This window comes from Paenibacillus arenilitoris, from assembly GCF_014705655.1.
Lineage (GTDB): Bacteria > Bacillota > Bacilli > Paenibacillales > Paenibacillaceae > Pristimantibacillus > Pristimantibacillus arenilitoris.
Genome location: NZ_JACXIY010000010.1, coordinates 277,069 through 295,699, shown reverse-complemented (window position 1 = coordinate 295,699; position 18,631 = coordinate 277,069). Strand labels below are relative to the sequence as shown.

16 protein-coding genes are annotated in these 18,631 nt (G+C 59.5%); 2 read left to right on the top strand and 14 right to left on the bottom strand.

The genetic code is table 11. The annotated features are described in order from the left end of the window. Window positions 1–53 precede the first annotated feature (53 nt). Window positions 54–788: a MerR family transcriptional regulator gene (locus tag IDH41_RS08760; protein WP_190860099.1), complete on the top strand. Its 735-nt coding sequence runs from the start codon at window positions 54–56 to the stop codon at window positions 786–788. Here the strand turns inward: IDH41_RS08760 and IDH41_RS08755 are convergent. The 14 genes from IDH41_RS08755 to IDH41_RS08690 form a co-directional block, all read right to left on the bottom strand. Next, on the bottom strand, window positions 757–1,629 hold the full coding sequence (locus tag IDH41_RS08755) for a fumarylacetoacetate hydrolase family protein (protein ID WP_190860097.1): 873 nt from the start codon (window positions 1,627–1,629) through the stop codon (window positions 757–759). The two genes, IDH41_RS08760 and IDH41_RS08755, sit on opposite strands and share 32 nt — an antisense overlap. Before the next feature lie 29 nt (window positions 1,630–1,658). Continuing rightward, window positions 1,659–2,438, bottom strand: a complete 780-nt coding sequence (locus IDH41_RS08750) for a DeoR/GlpR family DNA-binding transcription regulator (protein WP_190860095.1) — start codon at window positions 2,436–2,438, stop codon at window positions 1,659–1,661. Window positions 2,439–2,587: 149 nt separating this feature from the next. Continuing rightward, the gene (locus tag IDH41_RS08745) at window positions 2,588–3,688 is read right to left on the bottom strand and encodes an ABC transporter substrate-binding protein (protein ID WP_190860092.1); all 1,101 of its coding nucleotides are present in this window, start codon (window positions 3,686–3,688) and stop codon (window positions 2,588–2,590) included. Between the two features lie 67 nt (window positions 3,689–3,755). Next, entirely contained in the window at window positions 3,756–5,063 is a 1,308-nt protein-coding gene (locus IDH41_RS08740) for an amidohydrolase family protein (RefSeq protein ID WP_190860090.1), read from the bottom strand. Between the two features lie 3 nt (window positions 5,064–5,066). Continuing rightward, a complete protein-coding gene (locus IDH41_RS08735) occupies window positions 5,067–5,930 on the bottom strand; it encodes an ABC transporter permease (protein ID WP_190860088.1) in 864 nt (287 codons plus the stop codon). Continuing rightward, a complete protein-coding gene (locus IDH41_RS08730) occupies window positions 5,923–7,275 on the bottom strand; it encodes an FAD-binding oxidoreductase (RefSeq protein ID WP_190860086.1) in 1,353 nt (450 codons plus the stop codon). Before IDH41_RS08730 ends, IDH41_RS08735 begins: the two co-directional genes overlap by 8 nt. A gap of 16 nt (window positions 7,276–7,291) precedes the next feature. Then, on the bottom strand, window positions 7,292–8,095 hold the full coding sequence (locus IDH41_RS08725) for an ABC transporter ATP-binding protein (RefSeq protein ID WP_223829558.1): 804 nt from the start codon (window positions 8,093–8,095) through the stop codon (window positions 7,292–7,294). Window positions 8,096–8,108: 13 nt separating this feature from the next. Further along, window positions 8,109–8,912 carry a creatininase family protein gene (locus IDH41_RS08720; RefSeq protein WP_190860084.1) on the bottom strand — a complete coding sequence of 268 codons (804 nt, stop codon included), beginning with the start codon at window positions 8,910–8,912 and terminating at the stop codon, window positions 8,109–8,111. Window positions 8,913–8,983: 71 nt separating this feature from the next. After that, on the bottom strand, window positions 8,984–10,198 hold the full coding sequence (locus IDH41_RS08715) for an isochorismatase family protein (RefSeq protein ID WP_190860082.1): 1,215 nt from the start codon (window positions 10,196–10,198) through the stop codon (window positions 8,984–8,986). Beyond that, window positions 10,159–11,895, bottom strand: a complete 1,737-nt coding sequence (locus tag IDH41_RS08710) for a CocE/NonD family hydrolase (protein WP_190860080.1) — start codon at window positions 11,893–11,895, stop codon at window positions 10,159–10,161. Before IDH41_RS08710 ends, IDH41_RS08715 begins: the two co-directional genes overlap by 40 nt. Window positions 11,896–13,416: 1,521 nt before the next feature. Next, complete coding sequence (locus IDH41_RS08705) at window positions 13,417–14,628, bottom strand: serine hydrolase domain-containing protein (protein ID WP_223829579.1); 1,212 nt, start codon at window positions 14,626–14,628, stop codon at window positions 13,417–13,419. 143 nt (window positions 14,629–14,771) lie between these two features. Continuing rightward, window positions 14,772–16,169, bottom strand: coding sequence for a protoporphyrinogen oxidase (hemG, locus tag IDH41_RS08700; protein WP_190860078.1), 1,398 nt, complete (start codon window positions 16,167–16,169; stop codon window positions 14,772–14,774). 131 nt (window positions 16,170–16,300) lie between these two features. Continuing rightward, window positions 16,301–16,969, bottom strand: a complete 669-nt coding sequence (locus IDH41_RS08695) for a DNA alkylation repair protein (RefSeq protein WP_190860077.1) — start codon at window positions 16,967–16,969, stop codon at window positions 16,301–16,303. A 21-nt stretch (window positions 16,970–16,990) separates the two neighbouring features. After that, complete coding sequence (locus IDH41_RS08690) at window positions 16,991–17,608, bottom strand: DNA-3-methyladenine glycosylase family protein (protein WP_190860075.1); 618 nt, start codon at window positions 17,606–17,608, stop codon at window positions 16,991–16,993. Between the two features lie 185 nt (window positions 17,609–17,793). Here IDH41_RS08690 and IDH41_RS08685 point away from each other — a divergent pair, with 185 nt between their 5' ends. Beyond that, window positions 17,794–18,576 carry an aminoglycoside adenylyltransferase domain-containing protein gene (locus IDH41_RS08685; protein ID WP_190860074.1) on the top strand — a complete coding sequence of 261 codons (783 nt, stop codon included), beginning with the start codon at window positions 17,794–17,796 and terminating at the stop codon, window positions 18,574–18,576. The last annotated feature ends 55 nt before the right edge of the window (window positions 18,577–18,631 follow it).

Genomic DNA, 18,631 nt, shown 5'->3' with positions numbered 1-18,631 from the left:
ATTATGTTAATGCAGCACTTAAAGGTTTGACTTTAATATAGGGGAGTGAGCCCATGACAAATGTATTTACGCCTGCTCAAATCGCCAGCGAACTGAACGTAAGCACCACGACTTTACGGAGATATGAAGAGCAGGGTTTAATTCCTGATGTACCGAGAACGACAGGCAACCATAGAACCTACACGTCCGTACATGTTCAAGCCTTTACTGCCATTCGGCTATTATTGATGGGATTCGAGATTCCTGTCGTCTACGATGCGATGCGAAAAATCAAGCATGGGGATATCATGGATGCCATTTGGCTGGTGAACAACCAGCTTCACGATATGCAGTTTGAAAAACAGAGGGTCGAAGATGTGCTGGCGATCATCAAAAACACCGATTTCAGCCAATACCGCAAGGCGAAATTAACCGATTCGATGACCATTGGCAAAGTGGCGGAGCTCGCCGGAGTCAATACATCCGCAATTCGACATTGGGAGAAGGAGGGGCTGGTAACCTCGAAGAGAGACCCGGAAAACGGTTATCGGATGTTTACCGAGTCTGAGATGAGAAAGATATTTGTGATCAGCAGCTTAAGAAAAACCATCTATTATATCGAAAACTTGAAGGACCTTCTGAAGGACTTAGAAATACACAACTTTTCAAAGCTGGATCGCTCGTTTCGGCTTGCTCTCCAAAGGTTGGATCATAAGCTCCTGGTACAATTTCAAGGCGTATCGGAATTAATGAAATATATCGCTCTCTTGGATTCATTCATTCGTCCTCAAGCCGGGCAACGGGATTAGCCAACGGAGCGAAGCCGTCGATGCGGCATTCGACCGTATCGCCGTCCCGGATCACGACCGGCCCCGGCGTGCCGGTCAAGATGACGTCCCCGGGAAGCAGCGTCATGAACGAGGAATGGAATGCCACGGTGTGCCACGGACGGAACTTCATATTGAAAATCCGGTTTCGAAACGCCTCCTCGCCGTTGAGCACGGTCGACACCGACAACCGAAGAACGTCGGGAATCTCGTCCGGCGTAACGAGCTGCGGGCCCAAGCTAAGAAAAGTGTCGTAGCTCTTGGCGCGCGTCAGAAACCGCGGATTGCGGCCGTGGACGTCTGCAGCCGTCATGTCCAATGCGGTTGTAAACCCCGCGACCGCCGTATGCGCCTCCTCCTCCGTCAGATGGCGGCATCGCTTGCCGATTATAATCGCCAGCTCCGCTTCGGCGGTAATCGTGCCGGCGCCGGATGGGAGAAGAATGGCATCGTTCGGACCGATCAGCGCCGTCGCGGGCTTCATGAACCCGACCGGCTCCTCATCCGCCGGCTTATGCCGAAGCTCCGCCTCGTCCCGGACGTAATTCATGCCGATCCCCCATATTTTGCCCGGATTGCGGTACAAAGGCTTGAGTTCGGCATTCTCTTGCGATACGGTCGGCGCAGCCGCCAGCAGCCGTTCTCCGCCGTCGCGATACCATTCCTTCAGATCCTGCAGCCTTCCGCTTTGAATAAGTTCCAGCAGGTCTTCCGGCCAATCGGCTCCGCAGGCCCGATTAACGGCTTCGATTGTCAAGTAGCCTCGCGAAGTATGGAGCGCCGCCGATTCCTTCCCGTTCAAGCGAATGGTCGCAAGCTTCATGACCGCATCCCTCCCTGTTTTCGATCCTTCTAGGTTTCCGCCGAGACGACGCGCAGCGCGTAGCCCGAATCCCGGACAACGCCGACTTCACGCTCGTCAAGCCGGTCATCCGTAATAATTTCGTCGAACGCCCCCAAATCGGAAAATATCGCAAAGGACGTATAGCTGAACTTGGTCGCGTCGGCGAGCAAAATTCGGGTATTGGCCGCTTTCATGCTGCTCTGCCTTGCGCCCACCAATACCGGCGACCAAGCCATCGCGCCCTTCTCGCAGGATACGGCCTCGCAGGTCAGGAAAGCGATGTCCACCGTAACGGAATCCACCATCCGCTCGGTATAAATGCCGTCCATGCTATACGCCCATTTGCTCACGCGGCCGCCCGTGCAATAAACGTCCAGGCTGCCGAACCGCTCTTCGTTCGACAACAGCAGCGCGATATGCAAATCCCTCGTAATGACTTTTAAATTACGGAAGCGTTCAAGCTCATGCACCATCGCGGCCGTCGTCGTTCCCGCATCCAATATTATGCTCATGCCGTCTTGAATATGGCTCGCGGCCTCCTTCGCGATCGCCGCCTTCTCGAGCGGGCTCTCGCCGGAGCGCTGCTCGTAATTCGCGCCCATGTAACGTTTTATTTTTACCGCTCCGCCATGCGAACGTTGGATTTTCCCCTCGGATTCCATTTGGTCCAGATCTCTCCGGATCGTCATTTGCGATACGTTGAATCTCTCCGCAAGCTCGGTGATCGTAACCTGCTGCTTGCGGTCAAGCAGCTTCATAATTTCATGTCGCCTCGTGCCTACGAGCATCGACGTCCCTCCCGTGCAGGTTTATGCAGCGTCATTTTCCTCATCATACCATACAATCCGGCGGGCATGCCTTTCCTCGTCGAGACGGGCGCCGCCGAACCGGAGGAGAGCGCCATGCCGGCCGCCCCCCCGGGACAAGCTTCGCGCCTTTATTTGAGCTTGGCGTTCGCGGCGTCGACGAATTCGTTCGTGAATGCTTTCGATACGTCCTGGCTTGCTTTCATAACCGCGAGATCCACGAGCGTAGCGTTCATATTATCCCAGCGCTCCATTGTCATATGGCCTACCCCGCTCGTCGCGGCGTCGCCTTCGAACACGAGCGGCTGCAGCGCCTTGGCGCTGTAGGCGAACGCATCGAGCGGCACATCCGGATTGGACTGCTGAATGAACGGGTTGATTTCCTCGTAGTTATCCTTATAGTAGAGCCATCCTTTAATCGTCGCGTCCACGAATGCCTGCACGATGTCCGGATGCTCCGATATATAGTCCTCCGTCGTCACGATCACGTTGGCATAAGGCTCGAAACCGAAATCGCCGATCAGCATGCTTTCCGTTTCGTACCCCTCCTGGCTCAGCGTATACGGCTCGGAGGTGATGTAGCTTTGAACGACGGACGATTTATTCGCCATGAAGCTGCTCAGCTCGTAATTGTATTTCAGCTCGCGCGCATCCGCCAGATCGTAAGCTTTCTTGAAATATTCCCAGTACGTAATGCCGCTGCTGACATAGACGTCGCGCCCGTTCAGGTCTTCTATTCCTTTAATGTCCTCGCCTTTGTGGAACGTCAGCGCCTGCGGGCTCTTCTGGAACGTTCCGATAATCGCGACGAGCGGAATGCCGTTCTCGCGGGCCATCAGCACCTCGTCGCTGGAGCTCATCGCGAACTGCGCCTTGCCCGAGGCGAGCAGCTGCGTGCCCGATACGTTGACGCCCGGCGTGATCGTCATGTCGAGACCGGCTTCCTTGTAGAAATCTTTCGCCAGCGCCGCGTAGTTGCCGCCGTGCTCGGCCTGCGCGTACCAGTTCGTCACCTGCGTGATCGGGATAAGCTCTTCGGCCGGCGCTCCGCCGGCGCCGGCGGCCCCATCGGTCGCGGCAGGCGAAGCGGATGGGGATGGAGCTCCCGGCTCGTTGGCGCTGCCGCTGCCCGAGGACGAGCAAGCCGACACGATAAGCGTGAGAACGATGAAAGCCAGCAGAAGCGCCAGGCGCTTCGCGGCAGACGGATGAACGGTTTTATTAGTCATCATTGCAGTTTCCCTCCACTTTTTTTCTATAATTCAGCCTTACCGTCTCCAAGCATAAATCCAATGCCACTTACGCCAGCCAATCTTCCTTCACGTTCGCGCTGACCCACGTCCCCTCCACCGCCACCCATCTGGAGGGAGATTCCTCCGTGAGCAGCTGCCCCTCCGTCAAGGCGTCGGTTACGACCAGGTCGGCCGGATGACCGGGCCTAATGCCGTATTCGTCAAGCTCCATCAGGGCGGCGGGCGTTTCCGTCATCATCCGGACAATTCGGGCGGCATCGGCCGGAGCGCCCATATGGGCGGCATACGCGGCGATGGCTCCGATGTGGAGCAAATCGCCTCTGCCGAAAGGGTGGAACGGATCTTGAATATTGTCCGAGCCGACCGCTACCTTCACACCGGCATCCAGAAGCTCCTTCACGCGCGTTACTCCTCTTCGTACGGGACCGTCATCCCCCCTTCCTTGCAAATACAAGTTAACGGCCGGCAGCGTAACCGCGCCCACCCGAGCTTCCGCCATCAAGGCGATCAACGGCTCGGCTTCCTGTCTTTGCATGCTGGCCATCGAGCACAGATGGCCCGCCGTCACCTTCCCTTGGAACCCGAAGGCAATCGTCGCTCGGCAGATCGCCTCGACGGTGCGCACGGAAGGATCATCCGTCTCGTCCGTATGAAGATCGATCGGAACGCCCAGCTTCGAAGCCTGCCAGAAGAGCAGCTGGACGTCCTTATCGGGCTCTCCGCTTAGATGCGGGCAGCCGCCGAGTCCGTCCATCCCCAGTCCGATCAATTCGCGGCTGAGCGCGGCCGCCTCCTCCGGTGCCCGGTCGAAGGCCAGCATCGGGAAGAGCTGCAGCCTGACCCGTCCCTTCAGCTCCTCCCGCGCCTCGAGCGCCGCCTCCACCGTGCGCTTCATCACTTCTCGTCCGCGATGCCGCGGCATGTCGAGATGCGAACGCATATGGATCGTGCCGTGGCTTAGTCCCATGAGCGCGGTCCGAACGATGCGATCCCGAATGTTCGCTTTCGTGAATCCGGCCACGCTGCCGTCGTAGTTCGCAATGGCTTCCATCAGCGTTCCCGATGCGTTCCCGACCTCCGGGAGCGTCAGCGCCTTGTCCAGATGCATGTGCATATCCGCGAAGCCGGGAAGGGCGAGCCTCCCCTCCAGGTCAATGACGTTCGGCAGGCCTGCCGAGCCGCGCCGCCCGATCGACCGGCGATCCCGAATTGACAAAGCCGACGGCTCCGCAATGCGTCCCGGGCAGCCGCGGACGACGGTCCATCTCCCGCGCTCCGCGATCAGCTCGTACCAGCGGTCATCGCCCGCAAGCGGCAGCCTCGCATTAATCAGATGCAGATCTCCCGCGGCCAAGGGCTAGTTCTCCTTCGCCAGCTCGGATTCATGCCAGGAGCTGAGCAGCCACTTGGAGAGCTGGTTGACAAGAAGAAAAAAACCGATGCCCAGAATGGAAGCCGACAAACCGCAAGCGAACAAATAAGGCGTTTTGAGCCTCGTGGCGGCAACGGTAATGGCGTATCCCAGACCGCCGTTCGCACCGCCCAGGCCGGCCATGTACTCCCCGACGATGGCCCCGATGACCGATAGCGTCGCCGAAATTTTGAGACCGGCAATGATGTAAGGAAGAGCCGCGGGCAGCCTTAGCCTCCACATCGTCTGAAGAGGCGTCGCGTTATAGAGGAAAAACAGGTTTTTCATATTGTGATCCGTACTGTTCAGGCCGATTAACGTGTTCGACAGCATCGGGAAGAAGCCGATGAGAAAGGTAATAAAGACGATGGCGTTCGTCCCGGCCCCGAACCAAATGACGATAATGGGCGCGATCGCGATAATCGGGATCGTCTGCAGAACGATCGCGTACGGGTATACGCTGCGCTCCACCAGCTTCGAGCTGGCCAGCACGATCGCTGCCCCAACGCCTATAACGACGCTGAGCAGGAAGCCGACCACCGTCTCGGAAGCGGTCGTGAGCAGCGCCCCCAACAGACCGTCCCAATTCTCGATCGCGGCGTTCAAAATGTCCGAAGGCTTCGGAAGCAGGAAGACGGGGATGTCGAACTGGCGGCCGATGATTTCCCATAGCCCTACAAAGAGAATGAATGCGGCCGCCGGCGGAACGGCGCCAATCAGCCTCGTTCTCCACGCCTTTGACAAGAACCGTTTGCGCGGAGCGGCATGCTCGGCTGCGATCACGCCCGCGCTCGCCATAGATTTACCCATGATGGCTCACCTCTTCCTCGTCATGTCCGGCAAGGAGCTTGCCGGGATTGAGCAGATTGCGGGGATCGTTGAGCTTCTTGCGCATAACCATACCCTCGTACGTATCTTTGTTCGCGTCGAGCTTCCACGTGTGCGGGTTGTTCACGGGCACGCCGATCCCGTTCAGAAACCGGATGATTTCGTTCAACCTCTCCTCGGTCGTAAATTTAAACAGCGGCAGATTGGCCGGGGCCGTTCCTCCCGGAGCTTTCATCCATTCCATGTGCATGAGCACCTCGTCGCCGAATTTCGCCTTGACCTGCGCGATTTGGCGCTCGTAGTTCGTGGAGGAGAAGCCGGCTTGCAGGTAGGTGTAGGAAGCATCCGCTTTTAGCGCCCACAGCGTCGTATGGTTGAACGTAAAATCGGTCAGGCTCACGCCTTTGCGCATATGGGAGTCGCTCTTCGTGTAGCCGATCTCTCCGCCTTCCTCCTCCGCGTACTGCCGAAGCTTCTCCATGGAACCCTTCTCCGCCTCGAGCAGCACCGCGGCCATGCCTTGCCGAAGGTGGCGCGCAAGCGGGATGAAGTAGCCGGGAAGCGGCCATTCATGCAGGCTGACGACCCGTTTGGCCAAGCCGGCGTCATCCGCGACGCGGTTCGCGAACCGCACCGCGTCTTCCAGTCTCTCGAACTGCCCGATGGCCTCCTCCCACTCCTTCGCCGGCGCCAGCGGAATGACGACCTCGGCCAGTATGCCCGTCGTGCCGTAGCCATGAATGTAATCGCGCATTTCTTCTCCCCGGATGACGAGCCGCCGAGGCTCTTCCTCCATCGTGTAGGCCGCAAGCTCGAGCACGTTGCCGCTCCATAAGCCGCCGTACGTAATCGAACCGATGCCTGCCGAGCCGCCGCCGATAAATCCGCCGATCGTCGCGATCATTAGCGTGCTCGGGTAGATGCGGAGCTCCTGTCCCGTCTTGCGGGCTTCTTTCTCCAGCGCGCCGAGCCTGACGCCCGCCTGGCATCTGGCGTATCCGTTCCCGATCTCCAATATGTCATTGAATGGTGTCAGATCCAGCACAAGCCCGCCGTTCAGAGGAACCGCCTGCCCGTAATTGCCCGTTCCCCCTCCTCGCGGCGTAACGGGGATGCGATGCTCGTAAGCGTAAGCCAGCGTCCGCACGAGATCCGATTCCGTCCGGATTTTGACGACGCCTTCCGCCACTTTGTCCTTCAGCTTCCGATGCAGCAGCGGCGAATACCAGTAATAGTCCTTGGACAGCTTCTCGACGACCGTCCGGTCCGCTACCGCCTTGCCCTTGCCCAGCAATTCCTCTACTTCCTCCTGCCAGCCCGCATTCATCGCGGCACCTCCGTTCTTAATGGTTGAGCGATTTGGATACGGCGCCGACCAGTTCGCTGAACCGCGCGGTCGTCCGATAGTCCTCGCCTCTCGGGTACGGCACGTCTATGGGGACGATATTCGAAATTTTACCCGGACGCGGCGTCATCACCGCCACCCTGCTGGACAGAAACACCGCCTCGAAGACGTTATGCGTGACGAACAGCACCGTCATGCTGCGATCCTGCTGCCAGATCGAGAGCAGCTCATCCTGCAGCGATTGGCGCGTAATTTCGTCCAATGCCGCGAACGGCTCATCCATTAGCAGCAGCTTCGGCTTCGAGACGAGCGCCCTTGCTATGGACACGCGCATCTTCATGCCGCCCGACAGCATGCGGGGAAGAGCCTTCGTGTAGTCCCGCAGTCCGACCATCTCCAGCACCCGCTCCGCCTCCTTGCGGCTCTCCTTCCTGGAATCTCCCCGCAGCGATAACGGCAGCATGACGTTGTCAATGACGGTGCTCCAGGGAAGCAGCGTATGGTCCTGAAAGACGAACGAGGTATTGTTCGCTTTGCGGGCTTCCTTCGGCGTCAGACCGAGAATCGACAGCTCGCCCGACGTATGGCCGCTCAGTCCGGTGATCAGCTTGAAGATCGTCGACTTGCCGCAGCCGGAAGGACCGACGAACGAAATAAACTCTCCTTCCGAAATGTCGAGGTTCACGTCATTAAGCGCCACCGTGCCGTTCGGGTACACTTTGGACAGATTGCTCATTCGGACGAATGCTTGATCCTCCCCCGAGCGCCCCTGGCCGGTCAGACCGTTTCGCATCGCTTCCATTCCAACCGCCTCCTTAATGTCCTTTCTTCCTCAAGCCGGCCATATCGAACGAGACCAATTCCATGAGCGCGGCCGCCATCGCCTTGCCACCGCGTTCGTACAGATGCCGCCCAAGCGCAACCGATGCCAGCTTCGCGTTGCCGCATATGCCCGATTCCGACAAATCGTCCATGACCCAAGCGAATGCCTTGTTCTTAAATTGCAGCGTAGGCGAAGCCGGGAGGTTCGGAATTTCGTCGGGAGCTTCGCTCATATCCACCCAATGCTCGCGCGAAGCGAGAATAAGCGAGGTCTCCACGTCGCCGCCGTGGATGTCGATCAGCGGCTCCCTTCGGACGACCTCGGGGTCCGCCTCCTTGTCGAATTGGACCTGGAAGACGGCAAGACCGGTCTCGATCCGGATCTCCCTCGCCATCATGTTCAGCAGGTCAATATTTCCCCCATGCGTATTATAGAAGGCGAGTTTTCGAAAGCCGCTGGCCCGCAGACTCTTCGCGATGTCGAGCAGCACCGCCATCAGCGTCGTCGCCGAGAGCGTCAGGGTGCCGGGAATGCCGAGATGCTCCGTGCTTTTTCCGTACGCCAGCGGCGGAATAAGCCATACCGGAGCGCCCTCCGGCAGCGCTTCGAACGCGCAGGTTAACATCGTCTCGTTGATTAATGTGTCCGTGTAGGTCGGTAAATGAGGACCATGCTGCTCGATCGCCGCGACCGGCAGCACGACGAGCGCGTTCTCCTTATCCAGCTCCGCGATTTGCTTGCGGCTCAGGCGCGGCAAAAAATGCTCATCCCATGCTTTTCCCGTATATCTGTTCATCTTCGCTCTCTCCTCCTCCGGCTAATGGACGAACGCGGCGCGATCGGCCGATGCGGCTCTTCTCGGTGCGGCTAAGCTTGCGCCTGCGCCGAAGAGAGGATGCGCAAATCCTCGTCATCGAGCGAAGCGGCAACGCCGGACTTGATCAAATCGGAAAACTTCTCGTCGGGCACCATCGTCGTAAGGACGTACAGCCTGGATTTCCCCGTATTCCGCACCTGGTGCGTCTGGCCCGGGCTCACGATAAAGTAGGAGCCTTGCCCGATCGGCATGCTGTCGCTTCCTACCGACGCGATACCTTCGCCATGCAGGACATAGAAGTACTCGTAAGCTTCCGCATGTTCGTTCGGAGGCGTCTGGCCGCCTGCATCGAAAATTTCGACGACCGAAACGAAAGGAACTTGCGATCCGTCGCACAGCAGGACGAATTTATTGCTGTCCTTAGGCGAGATTTTGTAAACCGGGCTTTGATCGTACTTGCCTGCATACATCGAGGGTCGAGTCATGTGAAGCACCTCCTGGGTTTCGCTTAATGGAACAACGTTTAACAGATCCGACGAATCGGCAATAAATCCGTAGCATTGCTTAATATTGTAATGAGCCGCATCCGCGCAGTAAGCCGGCGAATTGGTAGCGCAGCAATCCTTGATCAGCACCGCGTCATACCCGGAATGAACGGCGTCCTCGAGCGTCGACATGACGCATTGATCGAGATTGACGCCCATGAACAGCAGCGTTTCCGCCCTTAAATTGCGCAGGATGCTGTCCAGCGGCGTGTCCCAGAAACCGCTCATCCTGTATTTATCCACATGAATGTCGGTCGGCTCGACGATCAGCTCGTCGATAATCGCGGCTCCCCAGCTCCCCTTCTCGAGCACCTTCGATCCGTTGCCCGGAAGCGGCTCCCCGATGCCGACTCCGGTGCCCGCGCCGTTATAGACATGAAGGATCGACGGGCTGAGATTGAGCCGATCCTCCCGGTTGCCCCAGTTCAGCCAAATGACGGGCACGCCTTCCCTTCTCAAGGAGGCAAGCAGCCGGTTCTGAGCACTAGCCAGCGCCTTAAGGGGCGCGTAATCCCCGCCGATATAATCCACCCAGCCTCCGGGCGAGCAAAAATCGTTCTGCATATCGATGACGATCGCCGCCGTACGATCCAGATCGATCGTAATGCGCTGCGGCTCCGCCGGCAGCCTGACCGTCCTGCCGCCCTGCCGACTCCTTCGCAGGTCGGCTTCTTCTTCGTTTACATGCCAGTCGTTTCTGCCATTGCCAAGCCGGTACATGTTGCTTCGCCCCCCTTTACCCTGACGGGCAGCTCGATCGTAGAGCCTTCGTAATGAATCGAGACGGTCGCCATACGCAGCTGTCCGGGTCCAGCCGAGCGCTCATCGCTTATGCTCCGGCCGTTCGGATGACGGGCATACAGCGGATACGCGCTTCCCGTGAGCTCCAAACGAATCGCCTCGCCTGGCCGAAGCTCAATAGCGACCGGCCTCAGCTTTAGCTGCAGCGTCTGACCCAGCCCTTGTTCGTCGGCTTCCGCCGACGCTTCGGCAACGCCCGCGGTCAGGAAGGTCGCTTCCCCTGACGGCCCGACGACGCTTGCGATCGCGACCAGATCGGTCGGCCCGCCGATCGTCTGCACCTGCGCCTGCAGCGTAATGGCGCCGAACAGTCTCACGCATTCCGCGAGCGGCTCTCCCGTGTACACCAATATTTCGTAACGGTCCTGCTCGGCCCGCCTATCCTTCGGTTGAAATCCGTCCAGCGTCATCGGCATTCTCGCGTCATAGACGAATACGTCCGGAGCGGATTCGTTGCCGGTCGTCGGCTGCGGCAGCAATCGGCCGCCGCCCAGCGCTCCGTTGGCCGGCTTGATCCCGCCGTTCAGCCATAGCCGGACGGGATGGCCCTGGCTAGACAACGGCGATTCCCGTCCGTACGATCGCCACGCGCCGCTGCCGCGTTCGTAACCCCTCACTTCCGGCTCGGCCTCCGTCTTCGGCTTGCGCTGCGGGTCGAGCCAGTAACGGAACCATGCCGCCTGCTCGGCATGAATATCGCCGTCCGCCTCCCGCCCATGATCCATTCCGCCGGAATGACGACCCCACGGAATATGGTCCCAAGGTCCGATCATGAGCTTGAAGAACAGATCGTCCGTCCGCTCGATGCCGCTCAGCCGATCGTAATCCTCCAGCGTCCCCATCAGGAAAACATCGTACCAGCCGCCGATCAGGAAAGCCGGTATCGGATGCTCCAGAAAGGCATTCATCCAGCTGCGCCGCTCCCAGTAAGCGTCATAATCGGCATGCTCCCGCCACTGACCGTATGCCGGAAAATAGCGCTGAAGGATCGGATGCGAGCCGTCGGCCATTACCGGATACAGCAGTTCGTCCGGCGTGCTCTTGCGCACAAGCGTGCAATACGCCTCGCTCTCCGCATCGCCCGCCCTGCGCGCGCCGTCGCGCGCCAGTTGAAAAGCCCAAGGAACATGCTCGGCCGCCGCGAACCTCCCTTGCGGGTAGATCATGCCGTGATAGGCGCTCGCTCCGCACATTCCCGGCGCAATCGCCTTCAGCGCCGGCGGCGCCAGCGAAGCCGCCGCCCACTGCGTGCTGCCCTGATAGGAGAAGCCGTACATGCCCACATAGCCGTTGGATTGCGGCAACGCGGCCGCCCACTGCACCGTATCGTAGCCATCCTCCGCTTCATGGGCAAAAGGATCGAACTCCCCTTCCGAATCGCCTCGCCCCCTGACGTCCTGAATGACCACGATGAAGCCCTGCCTCGCATACCAGACGGGATGCGCCTGCGATACGGTGGAAGCGAGCATCTTTCCGTAAGGCTGTCTCATGAGCAGGACCGGATAACAGCCGTCCTGCGAAGGCCGGTAAATATCCGCGTATAACACGGTACCGTCGCGCATGGCGCAAGCTTGATCACGTTCAAGCAGACACCCGCCAAATCGAATCGCTCCCATGCCCGCACCCTCTTCTTGTTCGTTTTCGAAATCCCATTCGCCGAAATGTTCGAGCGGCATGCCTTAAGGTCAAACAGCCTGCAGCCGCCAATCCGATATTATCTAACATGGAAATAACATAAATTCAGTTCTCGATATGAACTTCTTGTTAAGTATTATAACATCAAATTCTCGATTGGCAATCATTAATTTGTTATTTTATGATCGAATATTGTTAATTTTGATGTTAAAACGAACAGTTATATGTGAAAACCCTTTCAAATTTGAGCGCAACTTTACTCTGTAACTGCTGCACATCTATTGACTTAATCCATTTATGTGATTTTATATAACATATAAATAACACAAAAAGAACAACCTGCAGGCTTAAACGTCCCGTCAAGCTGTTTTTGTATTCTCGTCCGGTTCATGCATTACTCGGCCAGCGGAATAACCATGTTCCACGTATGGTCGAAATGCCACGCGCGCTCCCCCGTTCCGTGGCGGCGAGTTGGTGGCGGGGTGGCGGCGGGGTGGCGGCGGGGTGGCGGACCGGTGGCGAGTTGGTGGCGGGGTGGCGGACCGGTGGCGAGTTGGTGGCGGGGTGGCGGACCGGTGGCGAGTTGGTGGCGGGGTGGCGGACCGGTGGCGGCGAGCTGAGGCGGGGTGGCGACGAAGTGGCGGCGAGCTGAGGCGGGTTGGCGGCGGGGTAGCGGCTGGGTGGCAACGGGGTTGGGGCGCAGCCCCGGGTCGCCCGTTCCTAACGGTCCCAAAAGCCGTTATTGGTTCGAAATTGAGCCTTATGCAAATGTAACGGACATGAGCGACCTTATTCCGCCTCGTTGGGATATTAATGACGGGATTTAGCACCAATAACGTCTCTGCTGTCCGTTAAAAATGAAAAGATGCCCGTTTCATCGAAATAAGGGCATCTGTGTCCGTTAAAACAAGGCGGCATGAGCCGAGCGGCTGAGCGACGGATGCAGTCGCAGCGAGTTGGTGGCGAGCTGAGGCGGGTTGGCGACGAAGTGGCGGCGAGCTGAGGCGGGTTGGCGACGAAGTGGCGGCGAGCTGAGGCGGGTTGGCGACGAAGTGGCGGCGAGGTGGTGGCGGGTTGGCGACGAAGTGGCGGCGAGCTGAGGCGGGTTGGCGACGAAGTGGCGGCGAGCTGAGGCGGGTTGGCGACGAAGTGGCGGCGAGCTGAGGCGAGTTGGCGGCAGGGTAGCGGCGGCCGGGTGGCGGCGAGGTGGCGGCCGGGCGGCGGCGGGGTTGGGGCGCAGCCCCGGGTCGCCCGTTCCTAACGGTCCCAAAAGCCGTTATTGGCCCGAAATTGAGCCTTATGCAAATGTAACGGACATGAGCGACCTTATTCCCCTCGTTAGGACATTAATGATGGGATTTGGCGCCAATAACGTCTCTACTGTCCGTTAAAAATAAAAAGATGCCCGTTTCATCGAAATAAGGGCATCTGTGTCCGTTAAAAGAAGACAAAACGAAGCGCAGGATGAGCATCCCGCGCTTTGTTATTGGTTCTGACAGCCTTCAGTCGTCGATCGCCTGATAGGCCGACGTCCAGAAATCGAGGAAGACGCCAGGCGGCTCCGGGGAATCCATCATGCGCTGGGTGAGCAGGATGCCGATCAGCTCCTCCTTCGGGTCCGTGTAGCCGGTCGTGCCGATGCCGCCGTCCCAGCCGAAGCGGCCAGGAACCGTCGACAGGCTCTCGCGTCTGATGTTGACGGCGGCGCCGAAGCCCCAGCCGCTATGGTCGCCGAAGAAAACGCGATTGTCCGCTCGCTGCTCCGGCGTCAGGTGGTCCGTCGTCATCAGCTCGACCGCCGGGCGGGACAATATCCGCTCGCCGCCGTACCAGCCTTTGTTCAGCATCATCCGGCAGAACGCCAAATAGTCGTCGGCGGTGGTGACGAGACCCGCCCCGCCGGACTCGAATGCCGGCGGGCTCCCCCAGCGGCTGCTTGCCGGCTCGTCATGCACGATGAGCACTCCGCTCCCGGCCTCTCTCCGATAGCTCGTCGGCAGCCGGTCGAGCTTATTGCCCGGGACATGAAAGCCGGTATCCATCATCCCGAGCGGCTCGAAGATCCTCTCGCGGAGGAAACGCTCCAGCGGCTGGCCGGAGGCGCGGGCAATCAACACGCCAAGCACGTCGGAGCCGGTATGATACATCCACCTCTCGCCGGGCTGATGGATAAGCGGCAGGCGGCCGAGCCGCTTCATCCACTCGTCCGGCGCATGCAAGGGCGGGTTCGGTCCCGGGGCGAGCCCCTCGGACTCCATCGCCCGCTGGATCGGATGCGAGCCCGGCGGGGCCATGACCGCTCCGATGCCGAGCCGGAACGTCAGCAGATCGCGGACAGTGATCGGCCGATTCGAGGCAACGGTGTCGTCAAGCGGTCCGTCCGGCCGCTTCAGGACGCGCCGGCCGGCCAGCTCGGGCAGTAGCCGGTCGACCGCTTCATCCAGACGCAGCGCGCACTCCTCCACCAGAATCATCGCCGCGGCCGCCGTAATCGGCTTCGTCATCGAAGCGATGCGGAAGATCGCGTCGCGGCGCATCGGCATGCTCCCGCCGGCCGCCAGCATGCCGATTGCTTCGACATGCGTATCGCCTCGCCGGCTGACGAGCGCCACGAGGCCGGGCGCTTCCCCGCGCTCGACGTAACCGGCCATTGCGCCGCGCAGGCGGCCAAGCCGCTCCTTCGACAAACCTCCGCCGCTCATCGTCCGCACCATACCTTCCGACTTTGCATCGTCATCCGCTCCCCGCGCCATATGGATTAACCGCCCCAACATCCCGGCGCTTAAGCTCGAGACTCGGGTCAGATGCACTCATTCTAGCATAAGGCGCATGCTGCGGTTTCTTCTCGATTGCGGAATTAGAAGCCTGCCGTCAATTGCTCGAAGATCCGCTCCGCCGTCCGCTCGCCGCTGGCGATGCAGTCCGGTATGCCTACGCCGTAATACGAGCATCCCGCCAGCAGCACGCCGGGAAAAAGCCGCTCCAGCTTCTCCGTCAGCGATTCGACGATGCGCTGATGGCCGATCACGTAATTCGGCATCGCGTCGTTCCACTTGGTCACCGTGTAATCGAGCGGCTTCTCCGCAAGGCCGAGCGACTTCTCCACATCCCGCAGAGCCGTCCCGAGCAGCTCATCCTCCGATAAGCGCCGCAGCGATTCATAGACGGCGTTCGAGCTTTTGTAGAACAGCCTGACCAATAACCGCCGGTCAGCCGACGTATGCTCCCATTTCCGGCTCGTCCACGTGCAGGCGTCGCAAACCAAATCGCCGCCCCCCGCGTTAATGAAGCCGGTCCCGTCCTTCGGCAGCAGACCGTCCGGAACGTCGAAGCTTATGTACACGCTGGTCATCGAGCCGCTGCGCAGCCGGTCGAAATCGGCGTCCAGCTCCTCGCTGCCGAGCATCGTCCGCGCGGCCTGATGCGGAACGCCGAGCACGACGCAGTCCGCCTCGATCGCGCGGCCGCCGGCGAACGAAACGGAATAACGGTTCGCTGCCTTCGCGATCCGCTCGGCCCTGCTCCCTTTCACGATCTCGACGTCCTCCAGCCGCTTCTCCAGCTCGTCCACCAGCGCGGACATTCCGCCTTTGAACGACAGGAACTTCCGGTTGCCCGCCCTCTGGAACGTGCCGCGGTTCTCGCCGAGCCCCTTGATGATACTGCCGTATTCATTCTTGTAATCGAGCAGGTACGGAAGGGTCGACGCGATCGTCAGTCCCGACAATTCCCCGTTGTATACGCCCGACAGCACCGGCGCGATTTGCTTCTCGACCAGCTCCTTCCCGAGAAACCGCTCGAGGAACAAGCCGATCGAATCGTTCTTCGTGAAGGAGTCGTTCTCCGTATAGAAATCTTTCAGCGCCTCCACCTTGCCCTCGGCGGAGACGAGCGTGCTCTCGGCGAGCGACCGGATGCTCATCGGGATGCCGAACACCGTGTCGTCGGGAACCGGCTTCAGCACGCCGTCCGTATGAATGTAGGACTTGCCCGTGGCGTTGTAGACGACCTCGCCCTGCAGCCCCAATTCCTCGATGAACGGGGCGACGTTCGGCTTGCGGGCGACGATCGAATCGGCCCCGGTCTCCATCATGAATTCACCCTGGCGCACGGTGCGGATTTTGCCGCCCAGCGTCCCGCTTGCTTCGGCCAACACGACATTCGCGTCCAGTTGCCCGGCCTTTACTTTCTTCTGTATAAAATAAGCGGCGGACAGGCCGGTGATGCCGCCGCCGACAATTACGATCGTTTTCAAGTCTGACACCTCGATCCGGTGGTTCGGAGCAGTTCCGTTTTCTTATCATAACAGACTTGCAGCGCGATTGATAAACGAGATGGGCCGCATCTGTGACGATTTCGTAATAATTCGAGAGTGCGCGCGCCCGCTCACCGCTTCATGGCGCGAATCCGAGACTTCGTCGTTTGGTCGACCCGATACGATTCGGTTATTTTTTGCAGCGCTTTGTTATAGGTGAAATCATCGAGCGAGCAGCGCTCCAAATAGCTCATCGTCGGCCCGGGCTGGTTAACGAAGCATACGGAAAGCGCCCACGCGACGGCCATCTGGACGTAATACTTGTCGCGCTTCGTCCTGTCGAGCAGCTCCAGCACCCGGTCGATGTAGGCCTCGTCCGCATAATAATCGAGCAGCATCACGACGCCGAAGCGGATTTCGTATTCCCGTTCCGAAGCCAAGTAAGGCTGCAGAAATTCCCACACCCGGCTCCTGTTCGACTTCGTCCATTTCAAGCCGATGCAGAAGCTGTCGCATACCGACCAATTGTCGATTTTCGGAACGAAAGCGGCCACATGCCGCAGCAGCTCGTCGATATCCGTCCGGACGTAGCCGATCACCATCCCCTGCAGCATCGCTTCCTCGAAAAAATCGCTTTCCGCATCGTCCAGATACCCCCGCCAATTTCCCTTCGCGATTTCTTTCGCCAGCTTGCGCAGCTCCGGCAGCCGCACGCCGAGCATATTATCGATATTCGGAATCAACGAGGAGGCGAATTGCCGGTACTTCTCGTCGGCGAGCGCCGCCAGCTTCTCCTTCATCCCGCGATGCGCCTCCTTCCGCTATTGAAATGAAATTTCCCACAAATAAATCGACGCCACCGAACCATGAGGGGAATACCGGGCCCGGTATTCGTCGAATTGCTTCTTCGTTAATTCCGTCAGGCCGTACAGCTTCATCATGCCGCGGCGGATCGCGACGTCGCCCCAGCTGACGACGTCGGGGCGCTCCAAAGCGTGGAGCAGCAGCATTTCCGCCGTCCATTTGCCGACGCCGTCAATCGCCGTCAGCCTGTCGATCACGTCCTTGTCGGACAGCTCCCGCAGGGCGTCCGGCGACAGCTCGCCCCGCTCCGCGCGCTGCGCGATATCGCGAATGCTGGCGGCCTTCTTCATCGTCATGCCGCAGCGCCGAATGTTTTCGGCCGAAAGTCCGGCCACATTGCGCGGCGTGATCGCCCCTGCGGCCGTCTCCAGCCTGTCCCATACGGTGCTGGCGGCCTTCGCCGAAATAAGCTGGCCGACGATCGCGTGCGCGAGCGCCGCGAACGGATCCGGCATGATCGTCCGCTCTACGCGGCCCATATGCTCCATCGCCGCGCCTAGCGCCGGGTCCGCGCGCGAGAGATAGTCGATTTCCTCCTGCCCGTAGCGGAAATGCCTCGTGAACGTCGTTGCCATCCTTCATCACTCCGTTGCCTGATTAACATAATGGATCAAATGGTTTGAATGGATTGCTCCCTACTATACGCTACCCGCGCCGACTTTGCAGGGAAATCCGAATGAAAGCGCAAGATTTCAACATGCCGGATAGTCATGGGCTTGCGCAGCGTTGTATACTTGAACCGAAAGAGAGGTCGTTGCCGATGCAGCCTACCCCGTACGAGGATATGAATCTTTTGCTTGAAAATATCGCCGGGGACATCCGAAGTACGCTTGGAGGGAAGCTCGAAGGGTTATACTTGTACGGTTCGCTGGCGTGGGGCGATTTCGACCGCGAGATTAGCGATATCGATCTGCTCGCCGTCCTTTCGGCGGACGCGACCGAAGCCGAGATCGAGGCGCTGCGCGGCATGCACGAAGAGCTGGCAAGCCGCTGTCCGGAATGGAACGACCGGATCGAAACGCAATATTTGTCGGTCGAAGGACTGATGACGTTCCGGGAGAAAAGGAGCCGCATCGTCGTCATCAGCCCCGGCGAGCCGCTGAACGCGAAGGATGCCGGCGCCGAATGGCTGCAAAATTGGTACTGCGTCCAGCGGCACGGCATCGTGCTGTACGGCCCCGCCGTAACGGCGTTCATGGCGCCCGTACCGAAGGCGGATTTCGTCGCCGCCGTGAGGACATACGCCATGCGGTGGAGAACGCATGTCCCGCATACGCGGTTCTCCCGGCCGTATCAAGGCTATGCGATCCTCACGCTATGCAGGGCGCTGTACACGGTCGCGCACGGCGAGCAGACGTCAAAGCGGCGGGCGGCCGAATGGTTCAAGGAAGCTTATCCCGAACATGCGCGGACGGTAACCGACGGGTGGGAGTGGCGCGAACGGTACCGTGACGCGGACGTCGACCACGAGCGTACCTATGAACAGACGGTCCGGTTCATCGAATTCGCGGTCGGCCGATTGGAGTCAATGAGCCCCCGCTGACCGACCGGCAGCCGGCAGGCGAACGAGCGGGGAAGTTGGCCGCACCGGCAGCCGG

What these genes read in the sequence shown, in the direction of transcription:
- IDH41_RS08760 (WP_190860099.1), top strand. Translation starts at nt 54, where the DNA reads ATGACAAATGTATTTACGCCTGCTCAAATCGCCAGCGAACTGAACGTA.
- IDH41_RS08755 (WP_190860097.1), bottom strand. Translation starts at nt 1,629, where the DNA reads ATGAAGCTTGCGACCATTCGCTTGAACGGGAAGGAATCGGCGGCGCTC.
- IDH41_RS08750 (WP_190860095.1), bottom strand. Translation starts at nt 2,438, where the DNA reads ATGCTCGTAGGCACGAGGCGACATGAAATTATGAAGCTGCTTGACCGC.
- IDH41_RS08745 (WP_190860092.1), bottom strand. Translation starts at nt 3,688, where the DNA reads ATGATGACTAATAAAACCGTTCATCCGTCTGCCGCGAAGCGCCTGGCG.
- IDH41_RS08735 (WP_190860088.1), bottom strand. Translation starts at nt 5,930, where the DNA reads ATGGGTAAATCTATGGCGAGCGCGGGCGTGATCGCAGCCGAGCATGCC.
- IDH41_RS08730 (WP_190860086.1), bottom strand. Translation starts at nt 7,275, where the DNA reads ATGAATGCGGGCTGGCAGGAGGAAGTAGAGGAATTGCTGGGCAAGGGC.
- IDH41_RS08725 (WP_223829558.1), bottom strand. Translation starts at nt 8,095, where the DNA reads ATGGAAGCGATGCGAAACGGTCTGACCGGCCAGGGGCGCTCGGGGGAG.
- IDH41_RS08720 (WP_190860084.1), bottom strand. Translation starts at nt 8,912, where the DNA reads ATGAACAGATATACGGGAAAAGCATGGGATGAGCATTTTTTGCCGCGC.
- IDH41_RS08715 (WP_190860082.1), bottom strand. Translation starts at nt 10,198, where the DNA reads ATGTACCGGCTTGGCAATGGCAGAAACGACTGGCATGTAAACGAAGAA.
- IDH41_RS08710 (WP_190860080.1), bottom strand. Translation starts at nt 11,895, where the DNA reads ATGGGAGCGATTCGATTTGGCGGGTGTCTGCTTGAACGTGATCAAGCT.
- IDH41_RS08705 (WP_223829579.1), bottom strand. Translation starts at nt 14,628, where the DNA reads ATGGTGCGGACGATGAGCGGCGGAGGTTTGTCGAAGGAGCGGCTTGGC.
- IDH41_RS08695 (WP_190860077.1), bottom strand. Translation starts at nt 16,969, where the DNA reads ATGAAGGAGAAGCTGGCGGCGCTCGCCGACGAGAAGTACCGGCAATTC.
- IDH41_RS08690 (WP_190860075.1), bottom strand. Translation starts at nt 17,608, where the DNA reads ATGGCAACGACGTTCACGAGGCATTTCCGCTACGGGCAGGAGGAAATC.
- IDH41_RS08685 (WP_190860074.1), top strand. Translation starts at nt 17,794, where the DNA reads ATGCAGCCTACCCCGTACGAGGATATGAATCTTTTGCTTGAAAATATC.